Raw genomic sequence first — 22,142 nt, 5'->3', positions numbered from 1 at the left:
TGGTACTTTAGTATGAGCTTTTTTTCTACCGTTCTCCTACTTTTGAATCGTAATTAAAACTTTTAAACTATGACATTAGGTGCTTTTTCAATAAGCTTAAGTGTAAAAGACTTAACAATTTCAAAACAATTTTATGAAAAATTAGGCTTTCAGGTATTTGCTGGAGATATGGACAAAAACTATCTCATCATGAAAAATGGCAATGCTTTAATAGGCTTGTTTCAAGGGATGTTTGAAAACAACATCTTAACGTTTAATCCAGGTTGGGATGAAAATGCGAATACGCTTGAAAATTTTACAGATGTTAGAGATATTCAAAAGCATCTAAAAAATAATGCTATCAGTTTTCATTCGGAAGCAGATGAAAACTCCAAAGGTCCAGCTAGCTTTGTAATAAGCGATCCTGATGGAAATACCATTTTAGTCGACCAACATGTTTAACAACTAACTATTTAAATATTATGAGAAACACAGTTTTAAAATATGGAAGCTATGGCTTTCTAGCAGGTATTATATTTTTTGGGCTAGCCTTTTTACTTGGCGACAACCTATCCTACTCCGTTCAAGAAATCATTGGGTATACATCTATGGTTGTATCACTTTCATTTATCTTTTTTGGCATTAAACACTATCGTGATAAAGTAAATCAAGGAACTGTAACCTTTGGAAAAGCCCTTGTGATTGGATTGTTGATTTCCATATTTGTTGGAATTGGCGTGGCCATTATTGATTACATCTACACAACCGTAATCAATCCAGATTTTGCTACCGAATATTTAGATAAAACTCTGGCAACCATGAAAGAAACAATGTCAGCTGAAGAATACGATGTTGAAAAAGTTAAACTATCTGAACAGATGGAAGCTTATGGTGGTTCCGGGTTTATGGCTTTTATCATGTTTGCAACTGTTGTAATGATAGGATTTGTTATATCTTTAATTTCCGGATTAATTTTACAACGTAAAAACTAATATTATGCAATACGAAGCTACATCTCCTGAAGACTATATAAGTCAGGTTCCTGAAGACCGACAGGAAGCCTTAAAAAAATTACGAAAAACCATTAAAGATAATTTACCAAAAGGGTTTGAAGAAGGCATACAATATAAAATGATTGGTTATTATGTACCACATTCTGTGTATCCAGATGGTTACCACTGCGATCCAAAAACACCATTACCGTTTATGAGTTTTGCCTCCCAAAAAAATTCGGTGAACCTTTACCATAGCGGTATTTATGCTAAAAAAGAACTACATGACTGGTTTGTAAGCGAATATCCGAAGCATTGTAAACGAAAGCTGGATATGGGCAAAAGTTGTATTCGGTTTAAAAAGGTTGATGAAATTCCTTTTGAACTCATTGGTGAACTTACCCAAAAAATGCCTTGTGATGAATGGATAGATATTTACGAAACAGCTTTAAAAAAGAAATAATTATGAAAAAACGTGTAACAGGAATAGGTGGTTTGTTTTTTAAAACCAAAGACCCAAAAGCAACTAAAGATTGGTATAAAAAGCATTTAGATTTCAATACCGATGATTATGGCTGCACTTTTTGGTGGCAAGATAAGGATGGTAATGATTGCTCTACACAATGGAGTCCTTTTGCAGAAGACACCAAATACTATGAGCCTTCAAAAAAAGACTTTATGTTCAATTACCGTGTTGAAAATCTAGCAGAACTTCTAGAGGCTCTAAAAGAAGAAGGCGTTACCATTGTTGGAGATATGGAAGAATACAGCTACGGGAAATTCGGTTGGATTTTAGATAATGATGGCAATAAAATAGAGCTTTGGGAACCTATTGATAGTGCTTTTCAATAAGTTAAAGCGTTAGCTCTAGATTTGTGACATTGGATCGTAATCCAATGGTAAATTATCTCCAACACGTTGCATACCTATCTCGCCAGTAAAAGTTACAGCTTCTATTGGTGAGTAATTACCTTTTAAATTAAGATAAAAATACTCGTTGTTTGGTATTATGGTTGATTGTCGAGAAACCGTTAAATCGTAGACAATTGTTAAGGGTTTAAATACCTTGACCTTATAAATTGTTGGATCATCAGTTACGTATTTACTAATAAAATTTTCGGCAGGCACAACTTTATCTTCATAGAATAAAGTAAACTTATTGTCTTCTAATTTATCATACAACAACGAACGCATAAAATGTAACATAGAACCGTAATAAGCGTTTTGCCTCCTTTTTATTGTTTTACGATTTGTCTTATTAGATCTGTAGAATGTTGTTCCAGAATAAAACACCGAAGAAACCGTATTAATTTTCAAATCTCCAGATGATATTTCATATTGAATTTCAAAGTCTTGCAAATCATATTCAATATCATATCCAAGGTTTGAATTGCGTATTCTAATAGGCCTTTTTGCATTGGCCACCAACAAATTATCATTTTCTAAATACCGTAAGTTTATATCATCTTCATTTAGAATTTTACAGGACAAACTATTACTTGAAAACCCCAAAAATTGTAGCTTGAATTGCTCTAACTTTTTCTCTCTCGACCATGAGTCTTTAGACCCAATAACAACTTCATTTAATGTGTTTAAATCTTCCTCTAGTTCTATTTTGAGAATAACATCCTTATTATAATTTGAAAAAACCTGTTTCTTATATCCCAAAAAGGAAATAACCAATGGTGTATTGATAGATTCGTCAAACGGAATTGTAAACGCTCCATCAGAATTAGAAATTACGCCTATGGTAGTATTGTCAAAATAGACTGATGCGCCTTCAATTGGTTGCTTTGAGTTATTATCAATAATAACACCCGATATTTCTTGGGCAAACAGATTTGTAATACAGAAAAGAAAAAGAAACAGACCTAACTTAATCTTCATTTTGTTCAGATATTTTTCGCTCCAACTCGGCTTGAAACTCTTCCATAACTGGTTTTACAGTACTTTCAGGAAGGTCAGCAATTTTAATATACATCAAACCATCAACCGAATTGTTAAACAATGGGTCTACATTAAAGGCTACCAATTTGGCATTTTGCTTAATGTATTTTTTAAGTAATACAGGTAATCGTAAAGCACCTGGTTCAACCTCATCAATTATTTTATCAAACTTATTTAAATCGGCTTCGGCTTCATCAAAAACGAAATCTTTATCGGCATCTTTAAGCTTCACCTTAAAAGCCTTTTTAGGATGCACATATTGCGCAACATAAGGGTCATAATAATGCGACATCATAAACTCAATCATCAATGACTTTGAAAAATTAGAAAACTGGTTGCTTATACTTACGCCTCCTATTAAATATTTGTGTTCGGGGAAACGTAGTGTTGTATGAACAATGCCTTTCCATAGTAAGAATAACGGCATTGGTTTTTGTTGATAATCTTTGATTATAAACGCACGGCCCATCTCGATGGATTGGCTCATCATTTTATACAATTCGGGTTCAAAACGAAATAAATCTTGTAGATAAAACCCATCTATTCCATAACGTTGGAATATTTCGGAACCCAATCCCATTCTATAAGCGCCAGCTATAAGTTTTTCATCTCCATCCCATAAAAACATGTGATGGTAATACGTATCAAACGCATCTAAATCTATAGCTTCATTAGTACCTTCACCAACTTCTCTAAAAGTAATTTCTCGTAATCGTCCTATTTCTTGAAGTATATTAGGTATTTTTTTAGCTGGGGCGAGAAAAACCTCGTAGTTCTTACTCTGTAGTAGTCTAAAGTTTTCCTCTCGCAACGCTTCAACTTCTTTAACCATTAAGGCTTTATCTACTTGGCCAACAATTCGCTTTGGAGGCTTTGGCACTTTTAAAGTAGTAGAAATGTTACCCAACAATTTTTCGTTATCGTCAAAAGAATTAGAGAGCATGTAGGTCTTTTTTCTTAAAAATTCAGAAAATGACTCTAAAGACTCGTGCTCCTTTTGATCGTTAACAGAAATCGGTTTCCCAATTCTAACCTTTATGGTTCTTCGCTTTTGGGTTAAAAGTTCAGAAGGTAGTTTTGCTGTCCTAAAAGTGTCATTAATTTTAGAAAGCTTATAGAATAGCTTACTATTTTTAGCATGAAAATATATAGGTACTACAGGTACTTCTGCTTTTTTTACCAATTTCATGGCCGCTTCTTCCCAAGGTCTATCAACTACTAGCCTTCCGTCTCTATATGTAGAAACTTCTCCTGCGGGAAAAACACCAAGAGGGTGCCCTTCGCGTAAATGCATAATGGCATTTTTGAATCCTGCTATACTAGATTTTACATCTTTTCTATCTTCAAAAGGATTCACAGGTAAAATATAAGGTTTTAAGGGTTCTATTCTATGCAATAAAAAATTGGCAATTATTTTAAAATCCTTTCGTTGCTCCAACATAAGTTTAAGCAGTAATATCCCATCAATACCTCCTAATGGGTGATTGGAAACTGTTATATAACTTCCATCTTTTGGTAGCCTTTTTAAGTCTTCTTCTGGAATTTCAAATTTTATTTGAAATTCATCTAAAATGGCATCCAAAAATTCTAAATCAGACAAATGCTTATTACGATTGTAAATAGCGTTTAAAGTAGATATTTTCAAGACCTTCATGAGCATCCAACCTATAAAAGTACCTACAAAACCATACTTATCTAATTGTATGGCCGAAGCAACTTCTTTAGCCGAAACTAATCCTTTGTCTTGAGCTTTTGTCATATATACAAATGTAATTAAATAGTTGGTTTTGTAACCATTTGCATGGTTTCTTGTGTTAACTGCTTTAATAACACCGTTTTATTTTTTTCAATCTGTTCAATAGCTTGTTTATCATAATGCCTAATAGTGTATAAAGCTACATTTTCATGACAAGTTACTTTAAATTTCGCTTTTAAATGCTGAAGTAATTTTTCTAAATTATTGTAAATATTATCTACACAAACTGAAAAACTAATAGCAGAATTCTGAATAACATCTACCTTCATTTTATAAAGGTGAAGCAAATTAAAAATTTCGCTGATGTTCTCTTCAACTATATACGAAAAGTCTAAAGATGATAAGGATATTAATACTTGGTTTCTTTTAAGGATAAAGCACGGAATATTGGGTTCAATTCCAATACCTTTTGAAACCTTTGTACCATCGCCATCTGGGTTTAAAAACGATTTTACAAATAATGGTATTTCTTTACGCTGTAAAGGCTGCAGCGTTTTAGGGTGAATAACCGATGCTCCGTAGAAGGCCAACTCAATTGCCTCACGGTACGAAATATTATGAAGTAATTGTGCGTTTTCAAAATATCGAGGATCCGCATTAAGAACACCCAATACGTCTTTCCAAATCGTTACGCTTTCTGCATTTAAACAATAGGCGAAAATAGCTGCAGTATAATCACTTCCTTCACGCCCTAGAGTCGTGGTGAAATTATTAGAATCGCTACCCAAAAATCCTTGTGTAATATTGAGTGTATTGCGTTGAAAGTTTTCAGTGATATTTTTTTGTGTTAACTCCCAATCAACATTTGCTCTCCTATAATAGTTATCTGTTTTTATATAATTTCTAACATCAACCCAATTGTTCTTAATATTTACTTCGTTTAAATACTCACTAACAATTGTTGTAGAAACTAATTCACCATAACCAATTACTTGATCGTAAATAAAATTGTAATCCGGTGATTTGTTGATTTTAAAAAACCCATCCAGTTCATCAAACAAATCAGATACTTTTTTAAAAACGGGATGTCTCTCGTTTTCAAATAAATCTAATAAAATAGCATTGTGATATTTTTTCACATCCTGAAAAGAACTCTGCAATTCAGATTTATTATTTAGGTAATTATCAATTACACCTTCTAATGCATTGGTGGTTTTACCCATGGCAGAAACAACAATTAATGTATTGTCATAGCCTACTGCGTTTAAAACTTCAATTAAATTTTTAACTCCTTCTGCATCTTTAACCGATGCGCCTCCAAATTTAAATACTCGCATTACACTTTTAATAAATAGTTTTGTATTCCTTGCTCGTCTAGTTGAACCACATCCCAATCTCGTAATATGGTTGCTCCTTTTTGTTCATAAAATGTTATGGCTGGTTCGTTCCAATCAAGAACTTCCCAACTTATTCGTTTTACGCCTAAACTGTGGCCATATTTTACAACTTCATCTAGCAATAAAGTTCCTATGCCTCTTCCTCTCATGGCTTCATCTACAATCAAATCTTCTAAATGTAAAGCTTTACCTTTCCAAGTTGAATAGCGCTGATACACCAATGCAATTCCAACCACATCCTCTCCTACTTCAGCAACAAAACATTTAAAAGCTGGATTTTCACCAAAACCATCCTGTTTTAAATTTTCTAAAGTAACTTCCACGGCTTCTGGTTCTTTCTCAAAAACAGCAAGTTGTTTTATCAGTTTTAAAACCGAAGACATATCTTCAATAGTAGCTTGTCTTATTTTAATATCCATAAACTGAATTTGCCTTCAAATATAGTTTATTCTAACCGATTAATATTTCGCGAAAACGTTGTAGTTTATTAAAAAATCCGATATTTGTACAAACAACAACATCCAGCAGATTTATGTCTCAAAAAAATCAAACTTTAGGTGAATTTATTATTGAAAACCAATCTTCTTTTAAATACACTTCAGGTGAATTATCAAGACTTATAAACTCTATACGATTAGCTGCAAAAGTAGTTAACCATGAAGTAAACAAAGCCGGATTAGTTGATATAATTGGCGCTGCTGGAGACACCAATATTCAAGGGGAAGATCAACAAAAGCTTGATGTTTATGCCAATGAGAAGTTTATTCAAACACTTACCAACAGAAATATTGTTTGCGGTATAGCAAGTGAGGAAGAAGACGATTTTATTTCCATAAATAGTCAAGATGAAAACAACAATAATAAATATGTTGTTTTAATTGATCCTTTAGATGGTTCTTCAAACATTGATGTTAATGTTTCAGTAGGTACGATATTTTCGGTTTATCGTCGTGTTACTCCTGTTGGAACTCCGGTTACCCTTGAAGATTTTCTTCAAAAAGGAAATCAACAAGTGGCAGCAGGCTATGTAGTCTATGGTACATCAACCATGTTGGTTTATACAACTGGAGCTGGTGTTAATGGGTTTACGCTTAATCCTGCAATTGGTACGTTTTACTTATCTCATCCGGACATGCAATTTCCAGAAAACGGCAAGATTTATTCTGTAAACGAAGGGAATTATATCCACTTCCCTCAAGGTATAAAGAATTATATTAAATACTGTCAGATGGAGGAAGGTGATAGGCCTTACACGTCAAGATACATCGGTTCGTTGGTATCAGACTTTCACAGGAACATGATAAAAGGTGGTATATATTTATATCCTAAAAGCTCAAAAAATTCAAATGGGAAATTACGATTGCTTTACGAATGTAACCCTATGGCATTTCTTGCAGAACAAGCCAATGGAAAAGCAAGCGATGGTTTTACCCGTATTTTAGATATTGAACCAACAGAATTGCACCAACGCGTTCCTTTTATTTGCGGCAGTAAAAACATGGTAGAAAAAGCTGAAGAATTTATGCGTTTAGCAGAATAAAAAAAGCGAACTTAAAAAGTTCGCTTTTTTCTTAATGTACAGAATTACTATCTGTTCATATTTTTTATTTCTTCTACAAAAGTGTCTAAATCCACACCATTGCCAACTAATGTCAAGGCCTTATCTACAACATATTTCACATTGTCGGGTGAAAAACCTAATCCAACAGCTATTTTTCTTAAAACCAACTCTTCATGATCGCCTTTAATGTGGTCAACATGAACCATTCTAGCTAAATCATACAAACGTTCTAAACGTCTATCGTATGAGGTTGGTGGATTTATAGGGTGCGATTTATAGTCTTTAAGTATGGCTTTATACTCACTCTCACTAACATTTAATTTATGAGCCAATCGGTCTAAAAATGCTTTCTCTTCATCAGTAATTATACCGTCATCCATAGCTACTCTAACTATGGCAGCAAAATGGTCTTCGTTGCGTTTTTTAAATCCGCTATCAAATAAATCTAAAAATGACATATATTCTTGTTTTAAAGTGATGCAAAGATAATTTTAATAATAGTTTTAATCAATAAACTGTTAAACAAAATTTTATATTTGCACAAAATAAATTGTCTTGAGTAAATCTTATCTCTCGCAAAGGTATGCACAGGCTTTGCAAACGCAAAATCTGCAAACTGCTATTACCCAAAATCATTCCAAAACACATGTTAAAGGACTCGTTGGATCATCGTTTTCTTTGGTAGTAAGCGAAACCTTTAAACAAACCGACAAACCCTTCTTGTTAATTTTTAATGATAAAGAAGAAGCTGCTTTTTATTTAAATGATTTAGAGTTATTGTTAAATGACAAGGATGTATTGTTCTATCCTGGAAGCTATAGAAGGCCTTATCAAATTGAAGAAACAGATAATGCCAATGTCCTATTGCGGGCTGAAGTTTTAAACCGTATTAACTCACGTAAAAAACCTGCAGTAATTATTACCTATCCTGACGCTTTATTTGAGAAAGTGGTTACTAGACGAGAACTTGAAAAGAACACTTTAAAGATTTCGGTTAATGATGAGTTGTCTATTGATTTTGTAAACGAAGTACTGTTTGAATATAAATTTAAACGAGTCGATTTTGTTACCGAACCAGGTGAATTTTCTGTTCGTGGTGGTATTGTTGATGTCTTCTCCTTCTCACATGATGAACCCTACCGCATTGAGTTTTTTGGTGATGAAGTAGACAGTATTAGAACATTTGATGTAGAAACACAACTTTCAACCGATCAAATTAAAAAAATAAGCATTATCCCCAACGTGGCCAATAAGTTTTTGGAAGAGAGCAGACAAAGCTTTTTAAAATATATCGCTCAAAAAACGGTAGTTTTTACAAAAAATGCAGATATATTGTTTTCGAGAATTGACGATTTTTTTGTCAAGGCAGAAGAAGCATTCAAAAACCTATCAACCGAAATAAAACATGCCGAACCTAACGAACTTTTTTGTGATTCCAAACTCTTAAAAAAGCAGTTACTAGACTTTAACCTAGTTGAGTTTGGAACAGCATCTTATTTTAATTCAAATACAGTAAGTTTTAATACAGTACCTCAACCAGCATTTAATAAGCAATTTAATTTGCTGATTGAAAACCTAAATTCCCAACACGCAAAAGGATACACCAATTACATTGCTTGCGTTAGCGAACAACAAGCCAAACGATTTCATGATATTTTTGAAGATGTAGAAGAAGAGGTCCATTATAAAACCATTGTACTATCATTATACCAAGGATTTATTGATAATGACAATAAAATAACCTGCTATACCGATCATCAAATATTTGAACGCTATCATAAATTTCATCTCAAAAATGGTTATGCCAAAAAGCAAGCCATCACGCTTAAAGAGTTAACCAATCTTGAAATAGGTGACTACGTCACACATATTGATCATGGTATCGGAAAATTTGGAGGTCTTCAAAAAATTGATGTCGAAGGTAAAAAGCAAGAAGCCATTAAACTTATATACGGTGAACGCGATGTCCTTTATTTAAGTATTCATTCGCTACATAAAATCACCAAATTTAACGGTAAAGATGGTAAGCCCCCAAAAGTTTATAAGCTAGGTAGTAAAGCGTGGAAAACGCTAAAACAAAAAACCAAATCACGGGTTAAAGAAATTGCTTTTAATCTTATTAAAGTATATGCCAAACGTAAACTTGAAAAAGGCTATCAGTACAAACCCGATAGCTATATGCAGCATGAGTTGGAAGCTTCATTTTTATATGAAGATACGCCTGACCAAATAACGTCTACTGCTGATATTAAGGCTGATATGGAAAGTGACAGACCAATGGACCGTTTAGTTTGTGGCGATGTTGGCTTTGGAAAAACCGAAGTCGCCATTAGAGCTGCATTTAAAGCTGTAGATAACGGGAAACAAGTTGCCGTATTGGTGCCCACAACAATTTTGGCTTATCAACATTCCAGAACGTTTAAAGAACGGCTAAAAGATTTCCCCGTAACTGTAGACTACCTCAACCGATTTAGAACAGCAAAAGAAAAACGCGAAACCCTTGAAAGTTTAGAAAAAGGCGGTGTTGATATTATTATTGGCACACACCAGCTGGTAAACAAAAATGTAAAGTTTAAGGATTTAGGATTGCTGATTGTTGATGAGGAACAGAAATTTGGTGTTGCCGTAAAGGAAAAGCTTAAAACCTTAAAAGAAAATGTAGATGTTTTAACACTAACAGCTACGCCAATTCCAAGAACCTTGCAATTTAGTTTAATGGCGGCACGAGATTTATCAGTTATAACAACACCTCCTCCAAATCGTTATCCAATTGAAAGCCATGTCATTCGATTTAATGAGGAAACCATTCGCGATGCCATTAGTTATGAAATTGAACGCGGTGGTCAAATTTTCTTTATCCATAACCGTATTGAAAATATAAAAGAAGTTGCTGGTATGATTCAGCGGTTGGTACCCGATGCCAAAATAGGTATAGGCCACGGACAAATGGAAGGTAAAAAATTAGAACAGCTTATGCTCTCATTTATCAATGGTGGGTTTGACGTATTAGTAAGCACAACTATTGTTGAAAGCGGATTAGATGTACCAAATGCCAATACCATTTTTATTAATAATGCCAATAATTTTGGATTAAGCGATTTACATCAAATGCGTGGCCGCGTAGGTAGAAGTAACAAAAAAGCCTTTTGTTATTTTATAACACCAGAATATTCAGCTATGACCAACGATGCTAGAAAACGTATTACTGCGTTGGAACAATTTACCGAATTGGGAAGTGGCTTCAATATCGCTATGAAAGATTTGGAAATTCGTGGCGCTGGTGATTTATTAGGCGGAGAGCAAAGTGGATTTATTAATGAAATAGGTTTTGACACTTATCAAAAAATCCTTAACGAAGCCATTGATGAATTGAAGGAAAACGAATTCAAAGATCTTTACCAAGATGATGGAAAACCTAAAGAGTTTGTAAAGGATATTACAATAGATTCTGATTTTGAATTGTTGTTCCCAGATGATTATGTAAACAACATTACAGAACGTTTAAATTTGTACACCCAACTTAACAATGTAAAAACAGAAGAAGATCTAGAGCAATTTGAAACCGAACTCACAGACCGTTTTGGGGAATTACCTGTTCAGGTTGTAGACCTACTAAATAGTGTTCGTTTAAAGTGGGCTGCCACTAAACTTGGATTGGAAAAGGTAGTTATGAAACACGGTAAACTGGTTGGCTATTTTATAAAAGATCAACAAAGTGCTTTTTATCAAAGTATTGGTTTCACTAAAGTTTTACAGTTTATTCAAAGTCACCCACAGGCTTGTAAGATGAAAGAAAAACAAACCCGTCAAGGCTTACGATTATTATTGACTTTTGAAAACATTAAAAATGTAGAACAAGCTTTATCGGCTTTAAATCAAATTTTGGCATAGCTATTGAAAACAGTTTTAAAACAACACATCTTGATATGAAAAAATGGTTTTACATTTTCTGTATAATGCCGTCATTGATAATTGCTCAACATAAAATAAGCGGTGCTTTTTCACCAGCAAGTGAATTTACTTATGCATTTTTATATCAAGCTACACCAACTTCAGTAAATTATATTAACCAAGCACAGGTAAACCCTGATGGCAGTTTTGAAATTACGTTAGACGCTTCAGTAAAAAAAGGTGTTTATAAAATTGTATACGCCGTACCACCAGAAGACAATAATTTTGAAATTTTCTATGAAGGCAATGAAGACGTTGAACTTCAATTTGATTTAGAAAAAGGATTGAGTTTTTCATCATCTAAAAGCAACTTACTTTGGACGTCTTATTCTGAAGCCATCTCAAAAATAAATGCTGACATTAGTGTGTATTACAGCAATAACAAACAAAACGAAACGCAACTTTTAGAGTTGTTTCAGCAATTAAAAAGCATACAAGATTCTTTCGAATCACAATCGCAAGGAACCATTGCACATGCTTTTATCACATCAAACCGATTGTATATACCCAATAATGCTGAAGATGTTGAAACCTATTCTCAAAATATTATTTCATATTATTTTGACCATGTAGATTTCAGTAATACATGGATTCAAAGTTCAGATTACATTACAGACCGTATTGTAGCTTATGTTTTTGCCATGCCTCCTAATGAAACTTATTACAAAAAAGCTATTGATGAAACCGTTACAGCAATTGGTAATAACCAAATAATAAAACTGACCATTTTACAGGAACTGTGGCAAAACATGATACAAAACGATTTTTCTGAAGTTGCCCATTATATTAGTGACACCTATTTATTGGAACTTGCCAAACAGCAAAACAATGAGCTACTTGTAGAAACCTTAATGGACTATAAAAAAACAGCTGTTGGCGTTCAAGCGCCTAATTTTAATATTACTACAAAACAATCCCTATACGATTTAAATTCGCACAACAATTATGTCCTGGTTTTTTGGAGTAGCAGTTGTGGGCATTGCTTAAATGAACTACCTATTTTAAAATCGTTTATGGAAAGCTATCCTAATTTTAAGGTTGTTGCTTTTGGTATTGAAGATAACGCTGAAAGCTGGAAGGCTGAAATAGAAAGTTACCCAGAATTTATTCATGTTTTAGGACTTGAAAAATGGGATAATCCGGTTGTGGTGGATTATGGGATACAAGGAACTCCCAGTTATTTTATTTTAGACAAGGACAAAACCATAGTGGCTAAACCTGATGATGTTGAAGAGCTAAAGGTGTTTTTGGAAAAAAACTAAAAATGGAAAAAGGCGTTTTCTAGATGCTCAATGTTGTAGCCCTTGCCTACTTTTGTTATAGCAATAATATCAAAACGAACCTCTACATCTAAATCGTTTACGGTAACATATTCGTCAACTGCCTTAACAAGATTTTTTATTTGCTTGGGCTTAACAAAATCTTGCGGGTCACCAAAATCTGCTGTTGATCTGGCTTTAACCTCAACAATGGCCAATACGTCATTCAGCTGTGCAATAATATCAACTTCAGCTTTATCAAATCGGTAATTTCGCTCAACAATATCATACCCGTTTTCTAAAAGATAATCTACAGCTAACTTTTCTCCTTTTTTGCCAAGTTCGTTGTGTTGTGCCATACTCATTCCCCACGAAAGTGGGAATCTTATTTACTCCTCGAAAACCACAGTAGATTGCTCTTTACCAACTTTCATTTCAATCGTTCGTCCCAAAATCATAGCACGATTATCTTTTTCGTGACCAGCAGGCATATTAAACGCAATAGGAAAATCGTATTCAGATAAGGCATCTAAAATCAATTGTTCTATTGAGCTTCCCCAAAGGGTTGTGTTTTTACGAAGCTTACTCATGTCTCCAACCAAAACACCTGCACATTCATCAAAATAGCCTGCGCGTTTCATGCTTTGCAACATGCGATCTATATGATACTTATACTCGCCTATCTCTTCAATAAATAGAATTTTTCCAGAGGTATCGATACTGGTTTTTGAACCCAACATGGTATGCAACATCGTTAAATTTCCCCCTACCAATTCACCCGATGCTGTACCAACTCTATTATACTTTGAACCTTCTAAAGTATATGTCAACGGTTCTCCAAAAATCGCTTTTCTAAAAGTTTCTATAGACTCTGAAATATCGTTCAAATCATCTGTTAAACTGGTACACATTAAGGCGTGTATACTTTCAAAACCTTCATTATGAAATTGATTATGTAAGGCTGTAATATCGCTATAACCTATAAGCCATTTAGGTTTTAATTTAAACGTGGCAAAATCCAATTTATCCAAAATTCTAACGGTTCCATAGCCGCCTCTAGCACACCAAATAGCACTAACTGTTGGGTTATCCATAGCTTTTTGAAAATCTTCACAGCGTTGGGCATCTGTACCTGCAAAGTGATTATCTTGACTAAACACATGATCTCCAACAATGGCATGTAAACCCCAACTCTTTAATAAATCAACAGCTTGTTGAACCTCTTTTTGCCTATTTTTTAAAATGCCCGAAGGCGCAACAATAGCTACTGTATCGCCAGCTTTTAAATATGGTGGTTGTATCAAAGTTATCGGTTTTATTTTTTTTGATTCATGCACTTGCGATTGATTATTTTCTCCTAAAAAAAGAAGGCAACACAAGCTAAATAATATGGTGATTTTTGACATATTGTAAATGTACATTTTTTTTCAGAAACGCTCTTAAATTACGTACTTTTGTGGCTTGTAAAATCAAAATACCATGTCAAAACGATATACCATTACAGCTGCATTACCTTATACAAATGGCCCTATACATATTGGGCATTTAGCAGGTGTTTATGTGCCTGCCGATATTTATGCGCGTTATTTACGCTTAACAGGAAACGATGTCGCATTTATGTGTGGTAGTGACGAGCATGGTGTTCCTATTACAATAAAAGCAAAAAAGGAAGGTGTAACACCTCAAGATATTGTAGATAAATATCATGCTATAATTAAAAAATCGTTTGAGGATTTTGGAATCACCTTTGATAATTACTCAAGAACATCTGCTAAAATTCATCACAATACAGCTCAAGAGTTTTTTAAAACGCTTTATAATAAAGGTGAATTTATTGAAGAAGTAACGGAACAATTATACGACGAAGAAGCCAATCAGTTTTTAGCCGATAGGTTTGTAACAGGAACTTGCCCAAAATGTGGGAACGAAGAGGCCTATGGCGATCAATGCGAGAATTGTGGAACCAGCTTAAATGCAACCGATTTAATCAATCCTAAATCGGCCATAACGGGAAACACGCCTACTTTAAAGCAAACCAAACATTGGTTTTTACCATTGGACAAACACGAAGATTTTTTAAAAGAATGGATTTTAAAAGGCCATAAAAAAGATTGGAAACCCAACGTTTACGGACAAGTAAAATCTTGGATTGATGACGGTTTGCGTCCAAGAGCTGTAACACGCGATTTAGATTGGGGAATTCCAGTACCAGTTGAAGGCGCTGATGGCAAAGTGCTTTACGTTTGGTTTGATGCACCAATTGGTTACATTTCTGCAACCAAAGAATGGGCAGAACACGAAGGAAAAGATTGGGAACCATACTGGAAAGACAAAGACACCAAATTGGTGCATTTTATTGGGAAAGATAATATTGTGTTTCACTGTATTATTTTTCCAAGTATGTTAAAAGCCGAAGGCTCATATATTTTACCAGATAATGTGCCTGCTAACGAGTTTTTAAATTTAGAAGGCAATAAATTATCCACTTCAAAAAACTGGGCCGTTTGGTTACCAGATTATCTTGAAGATTTTCCTGGTCAACAAGATGTCTTGCGTTATGCATTAACAGCCAATGCCCCAGAGACTAAAGACAACGATTTTACATGGGCGGATTTTCAAGCACGAAACAATAATGAATTGGTTGCCATTTTTGGAAACTTCATTAATCGCGTTGTAGTATTGACCAACAAATATTACAATGGTGTTATTCCCGAACCTTCAGATTATACAAGTATTGACGAAGAAACGTTAGCTGCTGTAAAAGCGTATCCTACTGTTATTGCTAGTTCTATTGAACGTTACCGTTTTCGTGAAGCTAGTCAGGAACTGATGAATTTAGCACGATTGGGTAATAAGTATTTAGCTGATGAAGAACCATGGAAGGTTATTAAAGAAGACGAAGCTCGTACAAAAACGATTATGTTTGTGGCACTGCAAATAGCATCCGCATTGGCCACCTTAAGCGAACCGTTTTTACCGTTTACTTCAGAAAAATTGAAAAAGATTCTTCGCGTTGCTCTGAATGACAACGTCAGTTCGAGTGATTCGACAAAGGAGAATTGTATCGAGAACTCTTGGGAAGACATTTCAACTAAAGATATTTTGCTTCCTGCAGGACATCAAATAGGAAAAGCTGAACTGTTATTCAACAAAATTGAAGATAAAACCATTCAAGCGCAATTAGATAAATTAGAAGCTAGTAAACTAGCTAACGAAGCAGCCAACAAAACAATTGAACCACAAAAGGATACCATAACATTTGAGGATTTTACCAAACTTGATATTCGTGTAGGCACTATTTTGGAAGCTGAAAAAATGCCAAAAACTAAAAAGCTATTGGTATTAAAAGTTGATACAGGTATTGATGTGCGTACTATTGTTTCTGGTATTGCAGAAACCTTTACGCCAGAAGAAGTAGTTGGTAAAAAAGTAACCGTTTTAGTGAATTTAGCACCAAGAGCTTTAAGAGGTGTGGAAAGTCAAGGTATGATTTTAATGACCGAAACACCTGAAGGCAAATTGGTATTTGTAAACCCAGATGCCAATCAAGAAACTACTAATGGGCTACAAATTTCTTAAACAGTGTTTATGAGAAAAAAGCTTGTTGTTTTTAGCTTCATATTCTTGGTGTTAAATATATGTGTTGCTCAACAGAATTGGATTATAGTTGACGCTAAATCAGATTTCCCTGAAGAAAAAATAAAAGAAGTCATTCCAATTGTTAATGAAGAAGAAAACAATCTTGCTCTTTTCTTTAAAACAAAAAAAGGGCTTGAAGCATATTTATACAACGATAAGCAAGAACTTGTAAATCATATCTCCATTGATAAGCTACCTTCTAAATCGGATGTTGTAATAGGAAACGCCTATCATGGTATGAACTATCAGATATTTTTTTCCAATAACTCGGAATCTCAATTTAGTGTTGTTTCATTGAACTTTAAAACTGGGGAGTATCAAATAACTGAAGACCTAGGCCTTGAGATTAAAGGAGAGAAGTTTATTAAATATGTCAATCATCAAAATACATTGTACCTCTTAACTTTAGAACACCTTTCTTCTGTTCTAAAATTATATACTTTCAAAATGGATGGTAGTGTAAAGACTAGCCGTTTCGATCTGTCTAATGAAATCTTTGTAAATGATAATGGATTAGAATACGATTTAAGCACGCTTCTGTACAATAACAATGTATCGAATAATGAATTCATGTACGTACAATCTGGTGTACCAACTTCTTTGGAAGTTGCTTCATCTATTACAAAAGCATACTATCAAAATAATCATCTGATAATCACCAACAACTTATATGACAAATTCACCTATAATATTGATATTGATATAACTAATGATTCCTACTCGTTATCAAAAATAGAAAATACGCATTTTGTTAAAGAACGTAACTCGGCTATTTCCAATTCTTTTGTTATTGATTCATTTATTCTAAATACCTACGCACATAGTGACAATGTATTCTTGGACATATATAAAAATGGTGGTTCTGAACTTTTAAAAACATTTGTTATAAACAAAGACGAAGAAATTACATTTAAAAACTCCCCTATTATTATCCAAAATGGAAATCCCAATAATTTACGTGAAACAGAAAAGACTTCTAAATTCATAAAAAATGTATCCCGTTCTTTAATTGGTGTTTCTGCATATAAGATTAATGATAGTTTTATATTAACACTTGGTTCAGTTAGTCCCAAAAGTGACGGAGGGTTTATTTTTGTTGGTGCTGTAATTGGTGGCTTGGTCGGAGCTGCTATTTTTGCGGCTTTTTATTCGTACTCACAAACACAATCTACTAGAATCAATTGTTTGTTTGATGAAAATTTCAACCATGTATCTGGAGATATTCTATTAAACGGATTCGATAAAATAAATCATTTCATTATCAATAATAAACTCAAGTATTTAAAACATCAAACTGTTTTTAAATTCAAAGACCAGTATATTTGGGGTTCATACAATAAAACAGCTGGGTTTTATAGATTGTATAGTTTTAATTTAAACTAAAATACTTTCCGGTAATTAAACCTATAATATTTTACGTGTTAAAAAATTATAGTATTTCTTTAACATCTGTCTCTAGTTTATAATCGTAAATAAAGTAAAGAAGCATTTTCTTATAACTAATTATAAAACTATGAAGCAACTACTAGTACTATTGATAGCCATAACGTTTTTATCGTGTGGTTCTTCAAAAACAGTTCGAGATTCCAAAAAAGTCATAAAAGGAGAATGGGTTTTAAACTCCATTAATTACAGTGAAGCAGGTACTTATAATGTAACCTTGCTTAACGATGTGTCCAAAACATGTTTTGAGTATAGTACTTGGAATTTTATTCCAAACAACAACACTGGAAGCTACAACATTAAAGACTCCTCATGCCAAATGGGCGATCGTTATTTCATATTTACCATTCAAGAAATTGACGAGCAAACAGGCCTATACGACTTTTTATTAAAGCCTACAAACGAAAAAGGGAAGTCTGAAACCAACCAAGGTTTTAGATTAAGGTTATCTGCTATTTCTGACACATCCATGCAATGGCAACAAACAGTCACAGTAGACAACAAGCCTTTTACTATTACAATGAACTTTACAAAACTTTAAAAAATCATGAAAACAACCATAAAAAACTTTAAACTTTTTGCAATAACTGGAATTCTTGTCATGAGTTTAACCAACTGCAAATCTGTTCAAAATGCAAATAACAAACAAAAAGGTGCAGTAATTGGTGCCACAGGAGGTGCCGTATTAGGAGCCATTATTGGCAACAATGTTGGAAAAGGTGGCAATGGTGAATTGGGCGCGGTAATTGGCGGTGTTGTTGGAGGTGCTGCTGGTGTTATTATTGGAAACCAAATGGATAAACAAGCCCAAAGAATTGAGGAAGAAATTCCTGGAGCACAAGTAGAACGTGTTGATGATGCCATAGTGGTTACCTTTGATGAGAACAGCGGTGTTTATTTTGCCACTGATAAGTACAATATTAACAGTGCTTCTCAAGAAACACTTAATAAGCTTATTGGGGTTTTCAAGGAATATCCAGACACCAATATACTCGTAGTAGGCCACACGGATTCTGTTGGTGCCGAAGATTATAATATGACCCTGTCTAAAAACAGAGCTTATGCAGTAACTGATTATCTTTCTGGTAATGGTATTAGCCAAGGACGTTTAAATACCAATTGGTTTGGAGAAACACAACCTATGCATGACAACTCCACTGCTGCTGGACGTGCTAAAAACAGACGTGTTAACGTGGCTATCTTGCCAAGTGACGAAATGGTTGAAAATGCCAAACAACAAGCTGGCAATTAAAAACTCAAAAATATTTTTTTTATTGGCGTTGACATGTTAATCTTGTCAACGCTTTTTTTATGCACAAAAAACAATTTGAAAATATGTCAAGTATAATACATTATATCGTTTCTAAAAGCAATTTAAATGACATCTCGGTAAAAAATACAGTTGCCTTACTTAATGAATCCTGTACCATTCCTTTTATAGCACGGTATAGAAAGGAAGCCACCGGAAATTTAGATGAAGTTCAAATTGGAGATATCGTAAAATATAAAGAACTCTTTGAAGCTTTGGAAAAACGCAAAGTAGCTATTTTAAAAGCCCTTGAAGAACAAGGTGTTTTAACTCCAGAATTAGAACAAAAAGTAAAAGATGCTCAAGATATCACAACGCTTGAGGATATTTACTTACCGTATAAAAAAAGCCGAAAAACCAAAGCAGATACTGCCAAATCCAACGGATTAGAACCATTAGCTAAAATCATCATGAGTCAAAATGTCCATGATATTGAAAGTATCGCTTTTAAATACGTAAAAGGTGCTGTAAATTCGGTTGAAGATGCGCTTGAAGGTGCACGACATATTATTGCCGAATGGATTAATGAACGTAGCGATGTTCGTAATAATCTACGCTATCAATTAGGACGTTTTGCAACCATTACGACTAAAGTTGCTAAAAAGAAAGCCACTGAAGAAGACGCTCAAAAATTTCGTGATTATTTTGATTGGAGCGAGTCTTTGAGTCGTATTCCTTCACATCGTTTGTTAGCTATTTTACGTGCCGAAAACGAAGGGTTTATTCGTGTAAAAATTGAAATTGATGATGAACGTGCTTTAGATAAAATAGCGCAACGGATTATCAAATCTGACAATGCGTGTTCCGGCCAAATTGAGATGGCTATAAAAGATGCGTACAAACGCTTATTGTTGCCTTCATTAAGTAATGAAGCATTACAAAATGCTAAAGCAAAAGCCGATGAAGCTGCAATAACGGTTTTTGCCAAAAACCTAAAACAATTGTTGTTGGGTTCGCCATTAGGAGAAAAGCGTATTTTAGCTATAGATCCTGGTTTTAGAACCGGTTGTAAAGTGGTGTGTTTAGATGCGCAAGGGCAACTTAAACACAATGAAACCATTTATCCGCATGCGCCTAAAAACGATAGCGCAGGCGCAATAAAAAAAATAAGTACACTTGCTGAAGCTTATAAAATTGAAGCTATTGCTATTGGAAACGGAACCGCTTCGCGTGAAACAGAATCGCTGATTAGACGTATTCGTTTTAAAAATGATATTCAAGTATTTGTGGTAAGTGAAGCAGGAGCCAGTATTTATTCGGCTTCAAAAATTGCTAGAGAAGAATTTCCTAATTATGACGTTACGGTAAGAGGTGCTGTGTCGATTGGTCGTCGATTGCAAGATCCGTTGGCAGAGTTGGTGAAAATTGATGCAAAATCCATTGGTGTTGGGCAGTATCAGCATGATGTAGATCAAACCAAGCTAAAAACCGAATTGGATACGGTTGTAGAAAGTTGTGTGAATGCTGTTGGTGTTAATCTAAATACAGCCAGTAAAAGTTTGTTGAGTTATGTTTCTGGAATTGGCCTTAAATTAGCCGAAAACATTGTGAATTATCGCGATGAACATGGTGCATTTTCTTCAAGAAACGATTTAAAAAAAGTGCCACGTTTAGGTGACAAAGCTTTTGAGCAAGGATCCGCATTCTTGAGAATTAAAGAGGCTGAAAACCCGTTAGATGATTCTGCTGTGCATCCTGAAAGCTATAGTATTGTAAAAGCTATTGCAAAAAATGAAGGAAAACGTGTTTCGGAACTTATAGGAAATTCTACCGTTTTGAAGGGTATTGATTTAAAACCGTATTGTACAAATGCAGTTGGTTTGCCAACACTTAAAGACATCATAAAAGAACTTGAAAAACCAGGATTAGATATCAGAGAACAAGCCAAAGTGTTTACCTTTAATCAAAATATAAAATCCATCAACGATGTGCAAGAAGGTCAATTACTTCCTGGGATTGTCAATAATGTAACCAATTTTGGAGCTTTTGTTGATATTGGCATTAAAGAAAGTGGCTTAATTCATATTTCAAACTTATCCGATGGTTTTGTAAGTGATGTTAGTGCCCATATTAGTTTGCATGAGCAGGTCATTGTAAAAGTTTTAGAGGTTGATATTCCGCGTAAGCGTATTCAGTTAAAGCTGCACAAATAACAGACTAATTTAAATTTATTCTAATAGCTTAATTGATTAACTTTACGTAAAATCAAAGACACTATGTTATCAAAAAAAATAGAAAAGGCGTTAAATGATCAAATTAGAGTTGAAGCTGAATCCTCTCAAATCTATTTAGCAATGGCTTGTTGGGCTGAAGTAAAAGGGCTTGAAGGTGTAGCCGGTTTTATGTATTCACAATCTGATGAAGAGCGTGCGCATATGCTTAAACTAGTTAGATATGTAAACGAGCGTGGTGGACATGCTCATATTTCAGCATTAAAAGCACCTAATGTGACCTTTAAATCATTCAAGGAAATGTTTGAAAAATTATTTGAACATGAAGTGTTTGTATCAGAAAGTATTAATGAATTGGTTCATATCGCTTTACAGGAAAAAGACTATTCTACGCATAACTTCTTACAATGGTATGTTGCTGAACAAATTGAGGAAGAAGCTATGGCTCGCACCATTCTTGATAAAATAAATATGATAGGAAACGATAAAGGTGGTTTGTATTTATTCGATAGAGACATTCAGCAAATGACTGTCAGCACAGCGGCTTCTGAAAGCCCTGAATAATTTTAACAATTAAGTTTATTTAGAATTAATAAAAATAATTATTTTTGCCTCACATTCTACAAGTTAGCATACATTGGGCAAGAAGAAAAAAGAAAAAAAGCAACATAAAAAGGCTTTAAAAACCTTACATAAGGCAGGTGTTATTAATGCTGATAAGGTAAAAAGTAAGTGTTGCAAAAAATATAAAAAAGGCGAGAACAAGCGTTGCGGTAAATGCCCTTGTTTTGATTTACT

General features: G+C 34.1%; 20 protein-coding genes. 13 read left to right on the top strand and 7 right to left on the bottom strand.

Translation table 11 applies throughout. The features are described 5' to 3' along the window. Positions 1–69 precede the first annotated feature (69 nt). The 4 genes from K7G76_RS12700 to K7G76_RS12685 are packed head-to-tail and all read left to right on the top strand — an operon-like array spanning position 70 to position 1,823. Positions 70–441, top strand: a complete 372-nt coding sequence (locus tag K7G76_RS12700) for a VOC family protein (RefSeq protein WP_223034599.1) — start codon at positions 70–72, stop codon at positions 439–441. Positions 442–461: 20 nt separating this feature from the next. Next, positions 462–971, top strand: coding sequence for a DUF4199 domain-containing protein (locus tag K7G76_RS12695; RefSeq protein ID WP_223034598.1), 510 nt, complete (start codon positions 462–464; stop codon positions 969–971). 4 nt (positions 972–975) lie between these two features. After that, positions 976–1,434: a DUF1801 domain-containing protein gene (locus K7G76_RS12690; protein ID WP_223034597.1), complete on the top strand. Its 459-nt coding sequence runs from the start codon at positions 976–978 to the stop codon at positions 1,432–1,434. A gap of 2 nt (positions 1,435–1,436) precedes the next feature. After that, positions 1,437–1,823, top strand: a complete 387-nt coding sequence (locus K7G76_RS12685; RefSeq protein WP_223034596.1) for a VOC family protein — start codon at positions 1,437–1,439, stop codon at positions 1,821–1,823. A 15-nt stretch (positions 1,824–1,838) separates the two neighbouring features. On the opposite strand, the gene K7G76_RS12680 is transcribed toward K7G76_RS12685, so the two are convergent. Genes K7G76_RS12680 through K7G76_RS12665 form a run of 4 tightly spaced genes read right to left on the bottom strand, consistent with a single transcriptional unit; the run spans position 1,839 to position 6,430 of the window. Then, positions 1,839–2,858, bottom strand: a complete 1,020-nt coding sequence (locus K7G76_RS12680; protein ID WP_223034595.1) for a carboxypeptidase-like regulatory domain-containing protein — start codon at positions 2,856–2,858, stop codon at positions 1,839–1,841. Next, a complete protein-coding gene (locus tag K7G76_RS12675) occupies positions 2,848–4,677 on the bottom strand; it encodes a GNAT family N-acyltransferase (protein ID WP_223034594.1) in 1,830 nt (609 codons plus the stop codon). Before K7G76_RS12675 ends, K7G76_RS12680 begins: the two co-directional genes overlap by 11 nt. 14 nt (positions 4,678–4,691) lie before the next feature. Continuing rightward, positions 4,692–5,951 (bottom strand): aspartate kinase, encoded by a 1,260-nt coding sequence (locus K7G76_RS12670; protein ID WP_223034593.1) that lies wholly within the window; start codon positions 5,949–5,951, stop codon positions 4,692–4,694. Then, positions 5,951–6,430, bottom strand: coding sequence for a GNAT family N-acetyltransferase (locus K7G76_RS12665; protein ID WP_223034592.1), 480 nt, complete (start codon positions 6,428–6,430; stop codon positions 5,951–5,953). Before K7G76_RS12665 ends, K7G76_RS12670 begins: the two co-directional genes overlap by 1 nt. A gap of 113 nt (positions 6,431–6,543) precedes the next feature. Between K7G76_RS12665 and fbp the strand changes: the two genes are divergently transcribed. After that, entirely contained in the window at positions 6,544–7,551 is a 1,008-nt protein-coding gene (gene fbp, locus K7G76_RS12660) for a class 1 fructose-bisphosphatase (RefSeq protein WP_223034591.1), read from the top strand. Between the two features lie 47 nt (positions 7,552–7,598). Here the strand turns inward: fbp and K7G76_RS12655 are convergent, their stop codons facing one another. Next, entirely contained in the window at positions 7,599–8,030 is a 432-nt protein-coding gene (locus K7G76_RS12655) for a tellurite resistance TerB family protein (protein ID WP_223034590.1), read from the bottom strand. 97 nt (positions 8,031–8,127) lie between these two features. On the opposite strand from K7G76_RS12655, the gene mfd reads away from it, so the two are divergent. Together mfd and K7G76_RS12645 are read left to right on the top strand one after the other, a co-directional pair. After that, the gene (mfd, locus tag K7G76_RS12650) at positions 8,128–11,463 is read left to right on the top strand and encodes a transcription-repair coupling factor (protein ID WP_223034589.1); all 3,336 of its coding nucleotides are present in this window, start codon (positions 8,128–8,130) and stop codon (positions 11,461–11,463) included. 35 nt (positions 11,464–11,498) lie between these two features. Further along, positions 11,499–12,785 carry a TlpA family protein disulfide reductase gene (locus tag K7G76_RS12645; RefSeq protein ID WP_223034588.1) on the top strand — a complete coding sequence of 429 codons (1,287 nt, stop codon included), beginning with the start codon at positions 11,499–11,501 and terminating at the stop codon, positions 12,783–12,785. Here the strand turns inward: K7G76_RS12645 and K7G76_RS12640 are convergent. Then, positions 12,782–13,141: a YraN family protein gene (locus tag K7G76_RS12640; RefSeq protein ID WP_223034587.1), complete on the bottom strand. Its 360-nt coding sequence runs from the start codon at positions 13,139–13,141 to the stop codon at positions 12,782–12,784. The genes K7G76_RS12645 and K7G76_RS12640 overlap by 4 nt on opposite strands. Before the next feature lie 30 nt (positions 13,142–13,171). Then, positions 13,172–14,188: a S66 peptidase family protein gene (locus tag K7G76_RS12635; RefSeq protein ID WP_223034586.1), complete on the bottom strand. Its 1,017-nt coding sequence runs from the start codon at positions 14,186–14,188 to the stop codon at positions 13,172–13,174. Positions 14,189–14,261: 73 nt separating this feature from the next. Between K7G76_RS12635 and metG the strand changes: the two genes are divergently transcribed. The 6 genes from metG (at position 14,262) to K7G76_RS12605 (ending at position 21,908) form a co-directional block, all read left to right on the top strand. Then, positions 14,262–16,361 carry a methionine--tRNA ligase gene (gene metG, locus K7G76_RS12630; RefSeq protein WP_223034585.1) on the top strand — a complete coding sequence of 700 codons (2,100 nt, stop codon included), beginning with the start codon at positions 14,262–14,264 and terminating at the stop codon, positions 16,359–16,361. A 9-nt stretch (positions 16,362–16,370) separates the two neighbouring features. Continuing rightward, a complete protein-coding gene (locus K7G76_RS12625) occupies positions 16,371–17,804 on the top strand; it encodes a hypothetical protein (RefSeq protein WP_223034584.1) in 1,434 nt (477 codons plus the stop codon). A 130-nt stretch (positions 17,805–17,934) separates the two neighbouring features. Next, positions 17,935–18,405, top strand: a complete 471-nt coding sequence (locus tag K7G76_RS12620) for a lipocalin family protein (protein ID WP_223034583.1) — start codon at positions 17,935–17,937, stop codon at positions 18,403–18,405. A gap of 6 nt (positions 18,406–18,411) precedes the next feature. Beyond that, a complete protein-coding gene (locus K7G76_RS12615) occupies positions 18,412–19,116 on the top strand; it encodes an OmpA family protein (protein ID WP_223034582.1) in 705 nt (234 codons plus the stop codon). 83 nt (positions 19,117–19,199) lie between these two features. Next, complete coding sequence (locus K7G76_RS12610; protein ID WP_223034581.1) at positions 19,200–21,326, top strand: Tex family protein; 2,127 nt, start codon at positions 19,200–19,202, stop codon at positions 21,324–21,326. Between the two features lie 63 nt (positions 21,327–21,389). After that, positions 21,390–21,908, top strand: coding sequence for a ferritin (locus tag K7G76_RS12605; RefSeq protein WP_223034580.1), 519 nt, complete (start codon positions 21,390–21,392; stop codon positions 21,906–21,908). Positions 21,909–22,142 lie beyond the last annotated feature (234 nt).

The sequence above is a fragment of the Hanstruepera marina genome, assembly GCF_019880635.1.
In the GTDB taxonomy this organism is placed as follows: domain Bacteria; phylum Bacteroidota; class Bacteroidia; order Flavobacteriales; family Flavobacteriaceae; genus Hanstruepera; species Hanstruepera marina.
The sequence above is the reverse complement of the archived record's forward strand: the minus strand, read 5'-3'. Positions and strand labels throughout refer to the sequence as shown.